Raw genomic sequence first — 15,461 nt, forward strand, 5'->3', positions numbered from 1 at the left:
CTGAATGGCGAGTAACAACGTAGCCCAATTTGCCACCGAACTGAAGATGCCCGCAGACCTGCTGCTGACACAGCTGCGCTCGGCCGGCGTCGAAAAAAGTTCGACGTCAGATCCCTTGTCGAAAGATGATAAGGACAAGCTGCTGAACCACCTGCGTCGTACCCACGGCGCCACCGAAACCGGCGAAAAGAAGAAGATCACGGTGACCCGCAAGGAAACCACCGAGATCCGCCAGGCCGACGCCAGCGGCAAGTCGCGCACCATTCCGGTGGAAGTGCGCAAGAAGCGCACCTTCGTGCAGCGCGACGACCTGGTCACCGCGCCGAAGGTCGAAGCTGCGCCGGTGATCGACGCTGCCGAGCAGGCACGCCGCGAAGAAGAGGCGCGCCGCCAGACCGAGCTGATCGCCCGCCAGGAAGCCGACCTGCGTGAAAAGCAGGAGCGCCTGGCCAAGCTTGAAGCCGAAGAAGCCGCCAACGCCAAAGCTGCCGAAGAGGAAGCCAAGCGCGAAGCGGCCGAGCAGGCCAAGCGCGACGCCGCCGCCGCCAAGGCCGCGGCTGCGGCAGCTGCCGCCGCGCCTGCCGTGGACGCGAAAGCCGCGCCTGCTGCCGCTCCCGCTGCCGTCGACGAAAAAGCCCAGGCTGCTGCGCTCGAAGCCAAGAAACGCGCCGAGGAAGCAGCCAAGGAAGCGGCCGAACGTGCTGCCGCCACCGAGCGCGCACGCAAGGCCGTGGCCGACGAAGTGGCCCAGATCAAGCTCATGATGAGCCAGCCGCGCCGCGTCATCAAGGCCCCGGAACCGGCGCCCAAGCCGGCTACGCCGGCCGCGCCGGCAGGCACGCTGCACAAGCCTGCGGCCAGCGCCGACAAGAAGCCGGGCGACGCCAAGCCGGGCGACAAGAAGCCGGGCGACAAGAAGTCGATCAAGTCGGCGAATGTCTCCTCGACCTGGTCGGACGACGCCAAGAAGCGCGGCGCACCGAGCGGCCCGAAAGGCCGTGGCGGTCCAGGCGCAGGCGGCGGCCGCGACGGCTGGCGTAGTGGTGGCCGCAGCGGTGGCCGTCGCTCGCATGGCGAGGACCGCGAAACCAACTTCCAGGCCCCGACCGAGGCGATCGTCAAGGACGTCCACGTGCCGGAAACCATCACCGTGGCCGAACTGGCCCACAAGATGTCGGTGAAGGCGTCGGAAGTCATCAAGCAGCTGATGAAGCTGGGCCAGATGTGCACCATCAACCAGGTGCTGGACCAGGAAACCGCGATGATCCTGGTGGAAGAGATGGGCCACAAGGCCTTCCCGGCCGCCGTCGACGATCCGGAAGCGCTGCTGGCCGACCAGGGCGAGCACGCCGAGTTCGAATCGACGGGGCGCGCCCCAGTGGTCACCGTCATGGGTCACGTCGACCACGGCAAGACCTCGCTGCTGGACTACATCCGCCGCGCCAAGGTGGCGGCGGGCGAAGCCGGCGGCATTACCCAGCACATCGGTGCATACCACGTGGACACCCCGCGCGGCATGATCACCTTCCTGGATACCCCGGGCCACGAAGCCTTTACCGCGATGCGTGCCCGCGGCGCGAAAGCGACCGACATCGTCATCCTGGTGGTGGCGGCGGACGACGGCGTGATGCCGCAAACCAAAGAGGCAATTGCTCACGCAAAAGCCGCCGGCGTGCCGCTGGTGGTGGCGATCAACAAGATCGACAAGCCGGGCGCGAATGCCGACCGTGTCACGCAAGAACTGGTGGCCGAAGGCGTGGTGCCGGAAGAATACGGCGGCGATTCGCCGTTCGTCCCGGTCTCGGCCAAGCTCGGTACCGGTATCGACGACCTGCTGGAGCAAGTCCTGCTGCAGGCCGAAGTGCTGGAACTGAAGGCGCCGGCCGAAGCACCGGCCCGTGGCCTGGTGGTCGAGGCGCGCCTGGACAAGGGGCGCGGCCCGGTCGCCACCATCCTGGTGCAGTCGGGTACCCTGAAGCGCGGCGACGTCGTGCTGGCCGGTTCCTCGTTCGGCCGCGTCCGTGCGATGCTGGACGAGAACGGCAAGCCGGTCACCGAGGCGGGTCCGTCGATCCCGGTCGAGATCCAGGGCCTGACCGAAGTGCCGAGCGCCGGCGAAGAAGTGATGGTGATGGCGGACGAGCGCAAGGCGCGCGAGATCGCCCTGTTCCGTCAAGGTAAGTTCCGCGACGTCAAACTGGCGAAGCAGCAGGCTGCCAAGCTGGAGAACATGTTCGACCAGATGGCCGAAGGCGAAGTCAAGAACCTGCCGCTCATCGTCAAGACCGACGTGCAGGGTTCGCAGGAAGCGCTGGTCGGTTCGCTGCAGAAGCTGTCGACCTCGGAAGTGCGCGTCCAGATCGTCCATGCGGCGGTCGGCGGCATCACCGAGTCGGACGTCAACCTGGCGGTGGCCTCGAAAGCGGTCATCATCGGCTTCAACGCCCGTGCCGACGGCCAGGCGCGCAAGCTGGCGGAAGCCAACGGCGTCGACATCCGTTACTACAGCATCATTTACGATGCGATCGACGAGATCAAGACGGCACTGTCGGGCATGCTGGCGCCGGAGAAGCGCGAGACCGTCACCGGCCAGGTCGAGATTCGCCAGGTCATCCTGGTGTCGAAGGTCGGCGCGATCGCGGGTTGCCTGGTCACCGATGGCGTGGTCAAGCGGTCCTCCTCGGTTCGCCTGCTGCGCAACAACATCGTCGTCTGGACCGGCGAGATCGACTCGCTCAAGCGCTTCAAGGACGATGCGAAGGAAGTCCGTGCCGGCCTCGAGTGCGGCCTGTCGCTGAAGAACTACAACGACATCCAGGTGGGCGATACCCTGGAAGTGTTCGAAGTCACCGAAGTGGCGCGTACGCTGTAATTTCGACATTCGGCGTACCATGAGGGCCAGGACGCTTCGCGGCGATGCCGCGAGGGGCCTGGCCCTTGTTTTTTCGCCGCCGCAGTTCGCCCGTATATTCACAAGAACAACATAAGCAGCAACATCATGGCAAAACACAGCAAAAGCATCCCCCAGCGCGGCCTGCGCGTCGCCGATCAGATCCAGAAAGACCTGTCCGAGCTGATCGCCTTCGAACTCAAGGACCCGCGGGTCGGCATGGTCACCATCAGCGAAGTCAAGCTGACGCCCGACTACGCCCACGCCAAGGTCTACTTCACCCTGCTGAAGGACAGCCCGGAAGAGGTCAAGCAGACCCTCGAGGGCCTGTCGAAGGCGGCCGGCTACCTGCGCAACCTGCTGGGCAAGCGCCTGCACATCCATACGCTGCCGCAGCTGCACTTCGTGCACGACACCTCGACCACGCGCGGGCTGGCCATGTCGGCCCTGATCGACCAGGCCAACGCGGTGCGCGCCGCCGATTACGGCCAGGACGACGATTCGGACAGCGAGTGAGCGCCCGCCCGCCCAAGAAGCCGCGCGACCTCGTCGACGGCGTCCTGCTGCTCGACAAGCCGGTCGGCCTGTCCTCGAACGACGCCCTGCTCAAGGCCAAGCGCGTGCTCAACGCCAAGAAGGCCGGCCACACCGGCACCCTCGACCCGTTCGCCACCGGCCTGCTGCCGCTGTGCTTCGGCGAGGCGACCAAGTTCTCGCAAGACCTGCTGGAAGCCGACAAGACCTATGAGGCAACGGTCCACCTCGGCATCATGACCACCACCGGCGACACCGAAGGGGAACTCATCGAGCAGCGCGAAGTGGATGTCACGCGCGAGCAGATCGAAGCCGCGCTGGCGCGCTTTCGCGGCCCCATCTTCCAGGTTCCGCCCATGTATTCGGCGCTCAAGCGCGACGGCAAGGCCTTGTACGAATACGCGCGCGAAGGCATCACGCTCGAACGCGAGGCGCGCCCGGTCACGATCCACGGCCTGTCGCTGGTCGACTACACGGCGCCTTACCTGAAGATCCTGGTCACCTGCAGCAAGGGCACCTATGTGCGCGTGCTGGGCGAGGACATCGGCGCCGCGCTCGGCTGCGGCGCGCACCTGAACGCGCTGCGCCGGGTGCAGGTCGGCGCGCTGACGACCGATCGCATGATCACGCTGGAAGACCTGCAGGCGCATCCCGATCCGCTCTCGCTGCTGGCGCCGGTCGACGCGCTGCTGTCGAGCTTCCCGTCGGTCGAGCTGACGCCGGAGCTGGCCAAGCGCTTCCTCAATGGCCAGCGTCTGGCGCTGGGTAAGGAATCGGTCATGGTCCCGGCGGAGCTGGGCCGGGTGCGGGTCTACCACGAGGGCAAGCTGCTGGGGACGGCCAACCTGCAGGAATATGCGATCCTGGCACCGGAGCGCCTGATCGCTGCGCAGCAGTAAGCCTGTCCGGGATGGACCGGACGGTCCATCCCGTGAATCGCAGCCTTGTCGTCCTGTTCGCACGACGGCCGCGTACCGGGGGGCGGCGTCCGGACTGTCATCATCCTCGACGTCTTGGCGCTATACTCGCAGTTTTCTGTCCTCGAAACAGCGGGATTACTAGCAGCAACTGTTCAAATCAGCGTCTTTCGGCCTCGCTGCAACGCAGCAAGCGCAATAAGCGTGCTATAGTAGCGGGTTACGGAAATCGGTAATGCGCATCATCGTCGCCGCTTCCATCCATCACGCAACATTCACTGTTGAATACACACATGTCAGACATCAAACGCGCAATTCGTAATATTGCAATCATCGCCCACGTCGACCACGGCAAGACCACCCTGGTCGACCAGCTGCTGCGCCAGTCGGGCACCTTCCGTGAAAACCAGGCGGTCGACACCCGCGTGATGGACTCGAACGACCTCGAAAAAGAACGTGGCATCACGATTCTGTCGAAGAACTGCGCAGTCGAGTACGAAGGCACCCACATCAACATCGTCGACACCCCGGGCCACGCCGACTTCGGCGGCGAGGTCGAGCGCGTGCTGTCGATGGTCGACTCGGTGCTGCTGCTGGTCGATGCGCAGGAAGGCCCGATGCCGCAGACCCGCTTCGTGACCCGCAAGGCACTGGCCCTGGGCCTCAAGCCGATCGTCGTGGTCAACAAGATCGACCGTCCGGGCGCGCGCGCCGACTGGGCGATCAACCAGACCTTCGAACTGTTCGACAAGCTGGGCGCCAACGACGAGCAGCTGGACTTCCCGATCGTCTACGCGTCGGGCCTGAACGGCTACGCCGGCATGGACGAAAGCGTGCGCGGCGGCGACATGAAGCCGCTGTTCGACGCGATCCTGAAGTACGTGCCGGTGCGTGACGACAATCCGGACGGCCCGCTGCAGATGCAGATCACCTCGCTGGACTACTCCTCGTATGTCGGCAAGATCGGCATCGGCCGCGTCAACCGTGGCCGCGTCAAGACCGGCCAGGACGTCGTGATCCTGAACGGCCCCGATTCGACCCCGATCAAGGGCCGCATCAACCAGGTGCTGAACTTCAAGGGCCTGGAGCGCGTGCTGGTCGACGAAGCCGTCGCCGGCGACATCTGCCTGATCAACGGTATCGAAGAAATCGGCATCGGTTCGACCGTCTGCGCCGTGGACACCCCGGAAGCCCTGCCGATGCTGACCGTCGACGAGCCGACCCTGACCATGAACTTCATGGTCAACAACTCGCCGCTGGCCGGCCGCGAAGGCAAGTTCGTCACCAGCCGCCAGCTGCGCGAGCGTCTCGAGCGCGAACTGAAGGCCAACGTCGCGCTGCGCGTGTCGCCGACCGACGACGACACCGTGTTCGAAGTGTCGGGCCGTGGCGAGCTGCACCTGACCATCCTGCTGGAAAACATGCGTCGCGAAGGCTTCGAGCTCGCCGTGTCGCGTCCGCGCGTGGTGTACAAGATGGTCGATGGCGTGCGCCAGGAACCGTACGAAAACCTGACCGTCGATGTCGAAGAAGCGAACCAGGGCGGCGTGATGGAAGAGCTGGGCCGCCGCCGTGGCGACCTGCAGAACATGGAATCGGACGGCAAGGGCCGCGTGCGCCTCGAGTACCTGATCCCGGCGCGTGGCCTGATCGGTTTCCAGGGCGAATTCATGACCCTGACCCGCGGTACCGGCCTGATGAGCCACGTGTTCCACGAATACGCAGCGGTCGACAACAGCAAGGGTGAGCTGGCCGGCCGTCGCAACGGCGTGCTGATCTCGCAGGACGACGGCGCCGCCGTGGCCTACGCGATCTGGAAGCTGCAGGACCGCGGCCGCATGTTCGTCGAGCACAACACCCCGGTGTACGAAGGCATGATCATCGGCATCCACTCGCGCGACAACGACCTGGTCGTCAACCCGATCAAGGGCAAGCAGCTGACCAACGTGCGTTCGTCGGGTACCGACGAAGCCGTGCGCCTGGTGCCGCCGATCCAGATGTCGCTCGAGTACGCCGTCGAGTTCATCGAGGACGACGAGCTGGTCGAGATCACGCCAAAGTCGATCCGCCTGCGCAAGCGTTTCCTGAAGGAACACGAGCGCAAGAAGGCGAGCCGCGAAGGCGCGTAATCGCCTCTGGCCCCGAGAAAACCCGCTGCTTGCAGCGGGTTTTTTTTTATTTCTGCTTAACGAGGGATGCGTTTTGGTCGCCTGATATTGGTATCCACTTCAGGAAACCTCACATGCTCAGCCTACACACCAACCATGCAGCCCTGGACGCGCAAAACTCGCTTACGCGCACCCAGCAGGCGTTATCCTCGTCGATGACCCGCCTGTCGACCGGCTATCGCATCAATTCCGCGATGGACGATGCCGCCGGCCTGCAGATCGCCTCGCGCCTCAAGTCCCAGGCCAGCGGCATGGCGGTTGCGATGCGCAATACCCAGGCCAGCACCTCCTTGCTGCAAGTCGCCGAGGGTGCGATGAACGAGGTGAACGATGTGCTGGTGCGCATGAAGGACCTGGCGACCCAGTCTGCGGATGCCTCGTCCACTGCCGACGACAAGAGCGCCATGCAGTCCGAATACGACGCCCTGGCGAGGGAAATCGGGAATATTGTCAGCAACACGACATTTGCCGGCAAGAACGTATTCAATATTTCGGTGCCAGGTCCGGCGCGCGGCATCTTCATGGATCCGGCACAGTTCCAGATCGGCGCCAGTGCATCGGAAACGATGAGCATGGATCTGTTCCCCGAGATCAATGCCATGAACACGGCATTCATCCCGGTCAGCGCCAAGTACACCGGCAACAGCCTGATCATTCCCGGCGTCGGTACCGAGCTGACTGCTGCCGGCTCTGCTAACCTGCGCATCGGCGACCTGAACGATGCGATCGACGCAGTCAGCGCGATCCGCTCGAAACTGGGCGCCACCGCCAACCGTCTCGAGCACGTGTACAACAACCTGTCGAACGTCAGCACCAATACCAAGGCGGCTGCAGGGGTGGTCATGGATGTGGACTTCGCGACCGAAAGCGCCAGCATGACGGCGAACCAGATGCTCATGCAGGCGGGCACGGCGATGCTCAAGCAGTCGAACAGCATGTCTTCGATGGTCATGTCACTGCTGCAATAAGCCCCTCCTGCAGGGATGGCAAAAGCTCCCGGCGCCGCAAGGCGCGCGGGAGCTTTTGCCATGGCGCAGGCTGCTGCATCTGGCGGCATCGTCGGTCAATCAGCGCACATAGCTGATGATCTGGTCTTCATTTTTCATCTTGTTACAGTTCTTACCATGGTTCGTCTGTGCCAATCGACGAAGCTTTGTTATTGTGACTACAACGCGATTCATTGTGAATTGCGACCCAGTCGATGATGATTAAAGGGAGTTACCATGAAAAAGCTGTTGATTGCACTGATCGCCACCACCACCGTCGCCGGCGCCGCCCAGGCCCAGACCGCAACCGGTCGTACCTACGTCGGCGCCTCCGTCGTGAGTGCCAAGAACACGACCGTGGATGCGCACAAGGCCGACGGCAAGCTGTTCGGTGGTTACCAATTCGACGAGCGCCTCGGCGTCGAAGCGGGCTGGACCAATCACCACAGCACCGACTTCGCCACCGGCAACGGTGTGCGCGGCAGCACCGAAGGCTATGGCACCTATGTGGCGGCCAAGTACACGCTGCCGGTCAACGCACAGACATCTGCCTACGGCAAGCTGGGCGTCTCGCACAGTGAGCGCAAGCTCAGCAACAACCTGGGCCAGAACTTCAAGGACAGGGATACGGGCGGCTACGCCGGTGTGGGCGTCGAGTACAAGCTCAACCAGAATGCGGCACTGCTGGCCGAGTACGAGCGCTACGGCGAGAGCAAGGCCTATGGCGCCAAGGCGGACGTCTGGAGCGTGGGCCTGAAATACGGTTTCTAAGCCCTTTGCGCAACAAAAAAGCTCCCCCCGCTTTGCGGGTGGGAGCTTTTTTTACGTGCGGAGCAGGATCAGCGCAGGCCGAGCAGGGCTTGCACCCGTTCGCGGCTCACGCCGACCAGGGCCGAGGTGATCGCCAGCAGCGACTGGTAGTCGTGGCCCGCCGCGGTAGCGGCGAAATCCCCGGTGATGACTGCCAGTTCCGCCTCCGGCACGGGCGACTGCGAGGTGCGCGCCATGGCCGCGCTCAGGGCCGCGCTGGCGGCGTCCTGCGAGCGCCGCACGCGGGCCAGGGCTTGCAGCACGTCGCGCAGGCTCTGGCGCAGGGCGTCCGGGTTGCCGATGTCCCATTGTTGTGGCGCAAGGCTAGCCGGGTCTTCGTTCGCATCGACGCGCCCGCGGCCCGAGATGGCGATCGCGTCCTTGATGCCGGTCCATTCGGATTCCGGCGTGCCGAACACCAGCTGGCCCTTGCCGTCGAGTGCGACACGGACCTTCACCGGCGACAGGGTGCGGTCGAGGCGGGCGGCGATTTGTTCCGGCGTCATGCCCGGCTCGATGGTGGCGCTCAGCTGTGGGCCGCCATTGCCGCCGACCGAGAATGCATAGGTCTGCTGCTGGCCGGACTGCAGCGCGGCGAGGTCGAATCCGCGGATGCGGAAGCGGGTCATCGCCGGCTGGCCGTCGGTAAAGCCGAGCTGGGCATCGACGCCGCCGCCGGCCTGCTTGCGGCGCGCTTCCAGCATGCTGGTGAGCTGCTGGGTACGGGCCTCGATCTGCCGCGCCGGGTCGCTGCGACCGGAAATCTTGGCGCTCAGGTCGGCTTTCAGGGCTTCGAGCTGGGAGGCGACGCGCTCCAGGTAGTCCACCGCCTGCTGGGCTCGGGCGACATCGCCCTGCAGCCGGGTGTCCCAGCGGATGCCGCGCTGGAGCGGGGCCGTGGCGGGCGCGACCTGGGTGACGACGCGGCTGTCGGGATCGACCGGTTTGAGCGCGCTGGTGCGCGCCGCTGCGACTGTGGCGCCGGCGGCGGCAGGATTGCCAAGGGCTGGGGTGGCGGGGCGAAGGGCTGCTTCCATGACAAATGAGCGAGTTACAACACCGAGAACAGGGACAACTGGCCGATACGGCTATAGGCTTTATACGTGGCTTGCAGGGCGGTCGAATAGCCGTTGAGCGCGGTAGCTGCCTCGCCGACGTCGAGCGCGCCGATGTCGGTGATCGCCATCTTGTTCGACAGGCTGACGTTGGAATGGTTGGCGTCGAGCGTCTTCATGATGTTCTGTGAACCGCCCAGGGTCGCCACCTTGCCCGTCAGCAGGTCGTGGGCGTCGTCGAAACCGCCCAGGGCATTGGCCAGCACCGAACGGACGGCCGGGTCGTTGGCCGAAGCGCCGGGCGCCTTCAGGGCGGAGATGGTCAGGTCGAGGTGGTTCAGGAGCTGTTCGATGCCTTGCAGGTTCTGGTTGGCAGGCTGGGTGATGCCGTTGCCGACCACCACATTCTGCGAATTCGTGTTGCCGACGAAAGTGTAGCGCGAACCCAGCGCGGCTGCAGGGTCGTACTTGATCGGCGCGGTCTTGGTCAGGGTGCCGGAAAAGTTGTAATTGCCTTCCTGGTCGATCGAATTGGCGTTGTACAGCACGCTGTCGCGCAGCGATTCGAGCGGGGTGACCATCGCCTTCAGGTCGCCCGGCGCATTGCCGCCGTCCGCCGCCCAGACCAGCACGTCGCGGCCCTGGATCAGTTCCGTCGCCATGTTGGTCAGGTAGCCTTCGGTCTTGGTCAGGCGGATCTTGATCGAGCCGATGTTGTCGCGGTACTGCTGCACGGTCGCTTCTTCGCGCGCCAGGCGCGCCAGGCGCACGCTGTCGATCGGGTCGTCCGAGGGCACCAGGATGCGCTTGTTGGCCGCCATCTGCTGCGTCAGGTGGGTGATGCGCTCCTGGTTGTTCTGGAGCGACTGGTTCATCAATGATTGGTACTGCGAGGTGGCGATACGCATGGTGTCTTCCTTTAGCCCATCATCGCCAGGGTGGCGTCGAAGAGCTGGTTGGCGATTGCGATGACTTTCATGTTCGCCTGGTACATGTTCTGGTATTCGACGAGATTGACCGCTTCCTCGTCCTGGTTCACGCCGCTGGTCGACTGCCAGTCGTCCAGCGACTGGGTGCGCACGGTCTGAGTGGTCTTCAGTGCGGCCTTGTTGAGCTGGCTGTCGACGCCAAGCTTGCCGACGAGCTGGGTGTCGGCGTCGCTCAGCAGCACGTTGCCGACCGTGCCGACCGTGATCGCTTGGCCCTTGATCGCCACCAGTTTCTGCAGGTTGCCGGTATCGCCCGGGGTGCCGTCGCTCGAAAAGGCCAGGTCGGCCGCCACGAAGCCGCTGTTCAGCTTGAGCATGTCGGCATTGCTGCCCGGGGTGTAGATGAACAGCGGGGTGCCCGCCGTGCCGTCCGGCTTGAAGCCCAGGCCCAGCTGGGTGTTGACCCTGGACGCGATCTCCTTGGCGATGTCGGCGATGTCCTTTTGCAGCGGCACCAGTTTTTCGGTTTCGTATTTGCTGAGGCCGCCCAGCTGTCCGCCGAGCTTGCCGGCGTCGAGCACATAGCTGGTGCCGGCGAAGCTGAGCGAGAATTCCTGCGGACTGGTGGCGGTCGGGGCCGCCTTGAGGCTGCCGTGCATGCTGCCCAGCACCAGCGCCTGGCCGGTCTTGAGCGAGACGTCGCGGGTGCCGTCGGCATTGTCCGAGATCTCCAGGCCCATCCTGCTGGCCAGGTCGTCGATCGCCTGGTCGCGCGCGTCGATCATGGCCGATGCGCTCAGGCCGCCGGCCTGGGCTTCGCTGATCTGCTGGTTCAGGCGCGCGATCGTGGCGATCTGGGCGTTGGCCGAATCGACGATCGCGCTGCGCTGGTTGCGCACCGATTGCAGCTGGGCGTTGAAGACGTTGTTCAGGCCGTTGAAGCGTTCCGCCATCAGGCCGGCCGAGGTCAGCACCTGCTGGCGCAGCGGCGTCGAGCCCGGGTCGCCGGCGACCGCGTTGAGGGCGCCGAAGAACTGGTCGATGCCGGCCGACAGGCTGGCGGTATCGTCGCCCATCACGTTCTCGAGCTGGCTCAGGTAGGGCTGGGTCTGCGAATACGCACCCAGCTCGGAAGCGGCGCGCCACATGGCCTGGCTCTTGTAGTTGTCCGAAAAACGCATCAAGGCGCTGACCTGCACGCCGTTGCCGCTCGAACGCGGACTGGCGTGCGGGCCGACGGCGGCAAGCAGGGCGGCCTGGCGGGTATAACCCTTGGTCTGCAGGTTGGCGATATTCTGGCTGCTGGCGCTCAGTGCCACCTGGGCGGCAAGCGCGCCCGACAGTGCGTTGTTGATCATGGCCATGGTGCGGATTCTTCCTCGGGGCAGGGTACACCTGTATAAGGCGACCGCTTATTGCTGTTCGTTAAGCTTTTGCGCGCGCTTTTTTCGGCCGGGCCGCGTTCGGCGGGCCGCGCGCCTCACGCCTTGTTGCCTGGCTTGGCGTTCGGCACCAGCTGGCGCAGGATGGCGTCGGCGATGCCGAAGGCGCGCTGGCCGGCCATGTTCCCGGCGAGCAGGTCGTCGGCCATGTCCTGCATGTCCTGGTTGACGCGGTTGTTGAATACGCTGTCTTCGGTGGCCATGGCGCGGGTCGAGGAGCGCATTTCCTTGAGCATGTGCGAAATGAAGAAGCGTTCGAACTCGACCGCCGCCTTGCTTGCCTTGGCAAGGTAGGCAGGGTCGGGCTGGTCGGCGGCGGCCGCCACCGGCGTCGCAACGCCCGCCTCGAGGCCGGTCTGGAGCGGAATCGCCTGTTGCGCGTCGAGCTTCATCAGATCACCACCAGTTCGCCTTCGATCGCGCCGGCCTGGTCGAGCGCCTGCAGGATCGCCATGATGTCGTCGGGCGATGCGCCCAGGCTGTTGACCACGTCGATGATGGTCTGCAGCTTGGCGCCGGCCGGCCAGCGGAACATCTGGCCCGAGCCCTGGTCCACCGACAGCTTCGATTCCGGCGTCACCGCGGTCTGGCCGCGCGAGAACGGGCCCGGCTGCGAGACGCGCGAGCTTTCCGAAATGATCACCTTGAGCGCGCCGTGGGTGACGGCGGCCGCCTTCACGCGCAGGCCGTCGGCGATGACGACGGTGCCGGTGCGCGAGTTGAACACGACCTTCGGCACCTCGACGCCGGCTTCCACCCGCAGGTTGTTCAGGCCGGCGACGAAGGCCACGCGCTCGGTCGGGTTGCTGGGTGCGACCACCTCGACGCTGGTGCCGTCGGCGGTGGTGGCGATCGGACCGTACTTGGCATTGATCGCATTGACCACGTTGGTGGCGGTCTCGAAGTGCGGCTGGCGCAGGCGCAGCATCACTTGTGGCCGGGTGGCGAAGTCGGTGGCGATCTCGCGCTCGATCATGGCGCCGTTCGGGATGCGGCCGGTGGTCGGGGTATTCACCGTCACCGAGGAGCCGCTCTTGCCGGTGGCGTTCAGGCCGCCGACCACCAGGTTGCCCTGGGCCAGCGCATAGACTTCGTTGTCGGCCGCGCGCAGCTGGGTCAGCAGCAGGGTGCCGCCGCGCAGGCTTTTCGCATCGCCCAGCGAGGACACGGTGATGTCGATCGCCTGGCCGCGGCGGTAGCCCGGCGGGAACACCGCCGACACCATGACGGCGGCGACGTTCTTGTTGCGGGCGTCTTCGCCTTCCGGCAGGCGCACGCCGAACTGCTTGAGCATGTTGACCACCGACTGGCTGGCGTACTTGACCTGGGTCGAGTCGCCGCTGCCGTTCAGGCCGACCACCAGGCCGTAGCCCACCAGCGGGTTCTCGCGCACGCCCTCGACGCTGACCAGGTTGCGCAGCGCCTGCGCCGCTTGAGCGGACAGGGGCAGGGCGCCCGTCGCCAGCACGGCCGCGCAGAACATGATTCGAAAACCACGATTAAAACTGGAAAATTGAATCATGTCGTCCTCAGAACGGCATCAACGGGCTGTTGAAGAAACGGGTCAGCCAGCCGGGCGAATTGGCGTCGGCCAGGGCGCCCTTGCCCGAATAGGCGATGCGGGCATTGGCCACGCGCAGCGAGGACACCTGGTTGTCGTTGTCGATGTCCTGGGCGCGGATGAAGCCCTTCAGGCGCACGAATTCCTCGCCCTGGTTCAGGGTGAGGTTCTTCTCGCCCGCGACCCGCAGCAGTCCGTTCGGCAGCACTTCCTGCACGATCACGGTGAGCGCGCCGGACAGGGCATTTTGCTGGGTGCTGGTGGCGTCGCCCTCGAAATTGCGGTCGGCCGCGATGTCGATCGCGGTCTTGCCGAAGGTCTTGCCCAGGGCCGCGAGCGGCGCGACGGCGACCGACGAGCCTTTCGAGAAGCTGGTGCCGGCGCGCTTGCTGGCCTGGGTGGTTTCCTGGAGGATGACGGTGACCGCGTCGCCCACGCGGTAGGCACGGCTGTCCGAGGTCAGCGACACGGTTTCACCCGTGAATACGCCGCCCGAGACGCCGCGCGACGTCGTGCGTGCCATCGGCACGAAATCGTCGTCGTTCGAGACCTGGCGCGGCGGCGCGGAAGCGCAGCCGGCAAGGAGGAGGGCGCACAGCGCCGCGGTGACATATTTCATTGTTCAGCGAGCAGCCTGTGCCAGGTATTGCAGCATGTTGTCGGCCGCCGACAGCACCTTGGTGTTCATCTCGTAGGTGCGCTGGGCGGCGATCATGTCGACCATCTCTTCGACCACCTGCACGTTCGAGCCTTCCAGCGCGCCCTGTTTCAGCTTGCCGAGCGCGCCGTCGCCGGGACGGCCTTCGTTGGCGGTGCCCGATGCCGCGGTTTCCTGGAACAGGTTCTCGCCCAGTGCCAGCAGGCCGGCCGGGTTGACGAAGCCGGTCAGGGTCAGCTGGCCCAGTTCGGTCGGGGTGGTGGAGCCGGCGACGGTGGCCGAGACCATGCCGTTTTCGCCGATGGTGATGGCGGTGGCGTTCTGCGGGACGGTGATCTGCGGCACCAGCGCCAGGCCCTGGGCATTGGTCAGGGTGCCGTTGGCGTCGACCTGGAGCTGGCCGGCGCGGGTGAACGCGGGCTCGCCGTTCGGACGGCGCACCTGCAGGAAGCCGGCGCCGTTGATGGCGACGTCCAGCGGCTGGCTGGTGGTCTGCATGTTGCCGTTGGTGAACACCTTCTGGGTGCCGACCAGGCGCGTACCGTTGCCGAGCTGGACGCCGTTGGACACGGTGTTGTCCGCGCTCTGGGCGCCCGGCTGGGCGTCGACCTGGTAGAACAGGTCTTCGAACACGACGCGGTCGCGCTTGAAGCCGACGGTGTTGACGTTGGCCAGGTTGTTGGCGATCGCCTGCAGCTTGGCATCCTGTGCCTGCACGCCGGTCTTGCTGATCCACATTGCTGGATTCATGGGATTTCCTTAATTGTGTGGTGAGGCGTCAGGCGCCGATCAGGCGGTTGCCCACTTCATTCATGCTGTCGCTGGCCTTGAACAGCTTCATCTGCATCTCGAAACTGCGGTTCAGGCTCATCACGGCGACCATCTCCTCGACCGCCGACACGTTGCTGCCCTCGAGGGCGCGGCCGCGCACGGTGACGTTCGGATCCGCTTCCAGCGGCTCGCCCTGGCGCGACACGATCAGGCCCGCTTCGTTCTTGGTCAGGTCGAAGCCTTCGGCGTTCACCAGGCGCAGCTTGTCGACCGGCTGCATCAGGGTCGCGCCTTCGGTGAGTACGGAAATCGTGCCATCGAGGCCGATCTCGACCGCCTGGTGCGGCGGCAGCACGATCGGGCCGCCTTCGCCGATCAGCGGGTGGCCGTGGACCGACAGCGCGCCGTTGGCGTCGATGTCGATGCTGCCTGCGCGGGTATACGCCTCGCCGTCGCCGTACTGGACCGCCAGGTAACCGTTGCCGTTGAGGGCGACGTCGAGCGGGCGGCCGGTTTCGCGCACCGCGCCGGCGCGGGTCGAGACGGTGTCGGCGTCGACCTTCGACAGGTGCGCGCTGTCGTAGCCGTAGCCGCCTTGCAGGGCCTGGGTCGCGGCCACTTCGAGGTTGGCGCGGAAGCCCGCGGTCTCGATGTTGGCCAGGTTGTTGGCGTGCACCTGCTGCGCACGCATGGTGCGCTCGGCGCCGCTGACGGCGGTAAAGATCAGTTTATCCATGATG

Annotated in this window: 14 protein-coding genes; 6 read left to right on the top strand and 8 right to left on the bottom strand. The window is 65.3% G+C overall.

The features are described from left to right. Positions 1–4 precede the first annotated feature (4 nt). From infB to IM543_06800, 6 genes are all read left to right on the top strand, one after another. Positions 5–2,872 (top strand): translation initiation factor IF-2, encoded by a 2,868-nt coding sequence (infB, locus tag IM543_06775; GenBank protein QOY95554.1) that lies wholly within the window; start codon positions 5–7, stop codon positions 2,870–2,872. 126 nt (positions 2,873–2,998) lie between these two features. Next, complete coding sequence (gene rbfA, locus IM543_06780) at positions 2,999–3,406, top strand: 30S ribosome-binding factor RbfA (GenBank protein ID QOY95555.1); 408 nt, start codon at positions 2,999–3,001, stop codon at positions 3,404–3,406. Beyond that, on the top strand, positions 3,403–4,323 hold the full coding sequence (gene truB, locus IM543_06785; GenBank protein ID QOY95556.1) for a tRNA pseudouridine(55) synthase TruB: 921 nt from the start codon (positions 3,403–3,405) through the stop codon (positions 4,321–4,323). Before rbfA ends, truB begins: the two co-directional genes overlap by 4 nt. A 311-nt stretch (positions 4,324–4,634) precedes the next feature. Continuing rightward, a complete protein-coding gene (gene typA / locus IM543_06790; protein ID QOY95557.1) occupies positions 4,635–6,470 on the top strand; it encodes a translational GTPase TypA in 1,836 nt (611 codons plus the stop codon). A 113-nt stretch (positions 6,471–6,583) separates the two neighbouring features. Beyond that, complete coding sequence (locus IM543_06795) at positions 6,584–7,477, top strand: Lateral flagellin (protein ID QOY95558.1); 894 nt, start codon at positions 6,584–6,586, stop codon at positions 7,475–7,477. 255 nt (positions 7,478–7,732) lie between these two features. Then, complete coding sequence (locus IM543_06800; protein ID QOY95559.1) at positions 7,733–8,266, top strand: porin family protein; 534 nt, start codon at positions 7,733–7,735, stop codon at positions 8,264–8,266. A 68-nt stretch (positions 8,267–8,334) separates the two neighbouring features. Here IM543_06800 and IM543_06805 read toward each other — a convergent pair whose 3' ends face one another. The 8 genes from IM543_06805 to IM543_06840 all read right to left on the bottom strand — a co-directional run bounded on the left by IM543_06805 (position 8,335) and on the right by IM543_06840 (position 15,457). Further along, positions 8,335–9,342, bottom strand: a complete 1,008-nt coding sequence (locus tag IM543_06805) for a hypothetical protein (protein ID QOY95560.1) — start codon at positions 9,340–9,342, stop codon at positions 8,335–8,337. A 14-nt stretch (positions 9,343–9,356) separates the two neighbouring features. Further along, a complete protein-coding gene (locus tag IM543_06810; GenBank protein ID QOY95561.1) occupies positions 9,357–10,268 on the bottom strand; it encodes a flagellar hook-associated protein 3 in 912 nt (303 codons plus the stop codon). Between the two features lie 11 nt (positions 10,269–10,279). After that, positions 10,280–11,653 (bottom strand): flagellar hook-associated protein FlgK, encoded by a 1,374-nt coding sequence (gene flgK, locus IM543_06815; protein QOY95562.1) that lies wholly within the window; start codon positions 11,651–11,653, stop codon positions 10,280–10,282. 116 nt (positions 11,654–11,769) lie between these two features. Continuing rightward, positions 11,770–12,099 carry a rod-binding protein gene (locus IM543_06820; protein QOY96553.1) on the bottom strand — a complete coding sequence of 110 codons (330 nt, stop codon included), beginning with the start codon at positions 12,097–12,099 and terminating at the stop codon, positions 11,770–11,772. 23 nt (positions 12,100–12,122) lie between these two features. Then, complete coding sequence (locus IM543_06825; GenBank protein QOY95563.1) at positions 12,123–13,214, bottom strand: flagellar basal body P-ring protein FlgI; 1,092 nt, start codon at positions 13,212–13,214, stop codon at positions 12,123–12,125. A gap of 46 nt (positions 13,215–13,260) precedes the next feature. After that, a complete protein-coding gene (flgH, locus tag IM543_06830; protein QOY95564.1) occupies positions 13,261–13,911 on the bottom strand; it encodes a flagellar basal body L-ring protein FlgH in 651 nt (216 codons plus the stop codon). 3 nt (positions 13,912–13,914) lie between these two features. Further along, the gene (flgG, locus tag IM543_06835) at positions 13,915–14,700 is read right to left on the bottom strand and encodes a flagellar basal-body rod protein FlgG (GenBank protein QOY95565.1); all 786 of its coding nucleotides are present in this window, start codon (positions 14,698–14,700) and stop codon (positions 13,915–13,917) included. Between the two features lie 28 nt (positions 14,701–14,728). Further along, entirely contained in the window at positions 14,729–15,457 is a 729-nt protein-coding gene (locus IM543_06840) for a flagellar basal body rod protein FlgF (protein ID QOY95566.1), read from the bottom strand. Between the last annotated feature and the right edge of the window lie 4 nt (positions 15,458–15,461).

Origin of the sequence: Massilia sp. UMI-21 (genome assembly GCA_015277795.1) — a bacterium.
GTDB lineage: Bacteria > Pseudomonadota > Gammaproteobacteria > Burkholderiales > Burkholderiaceae_D > Telluria.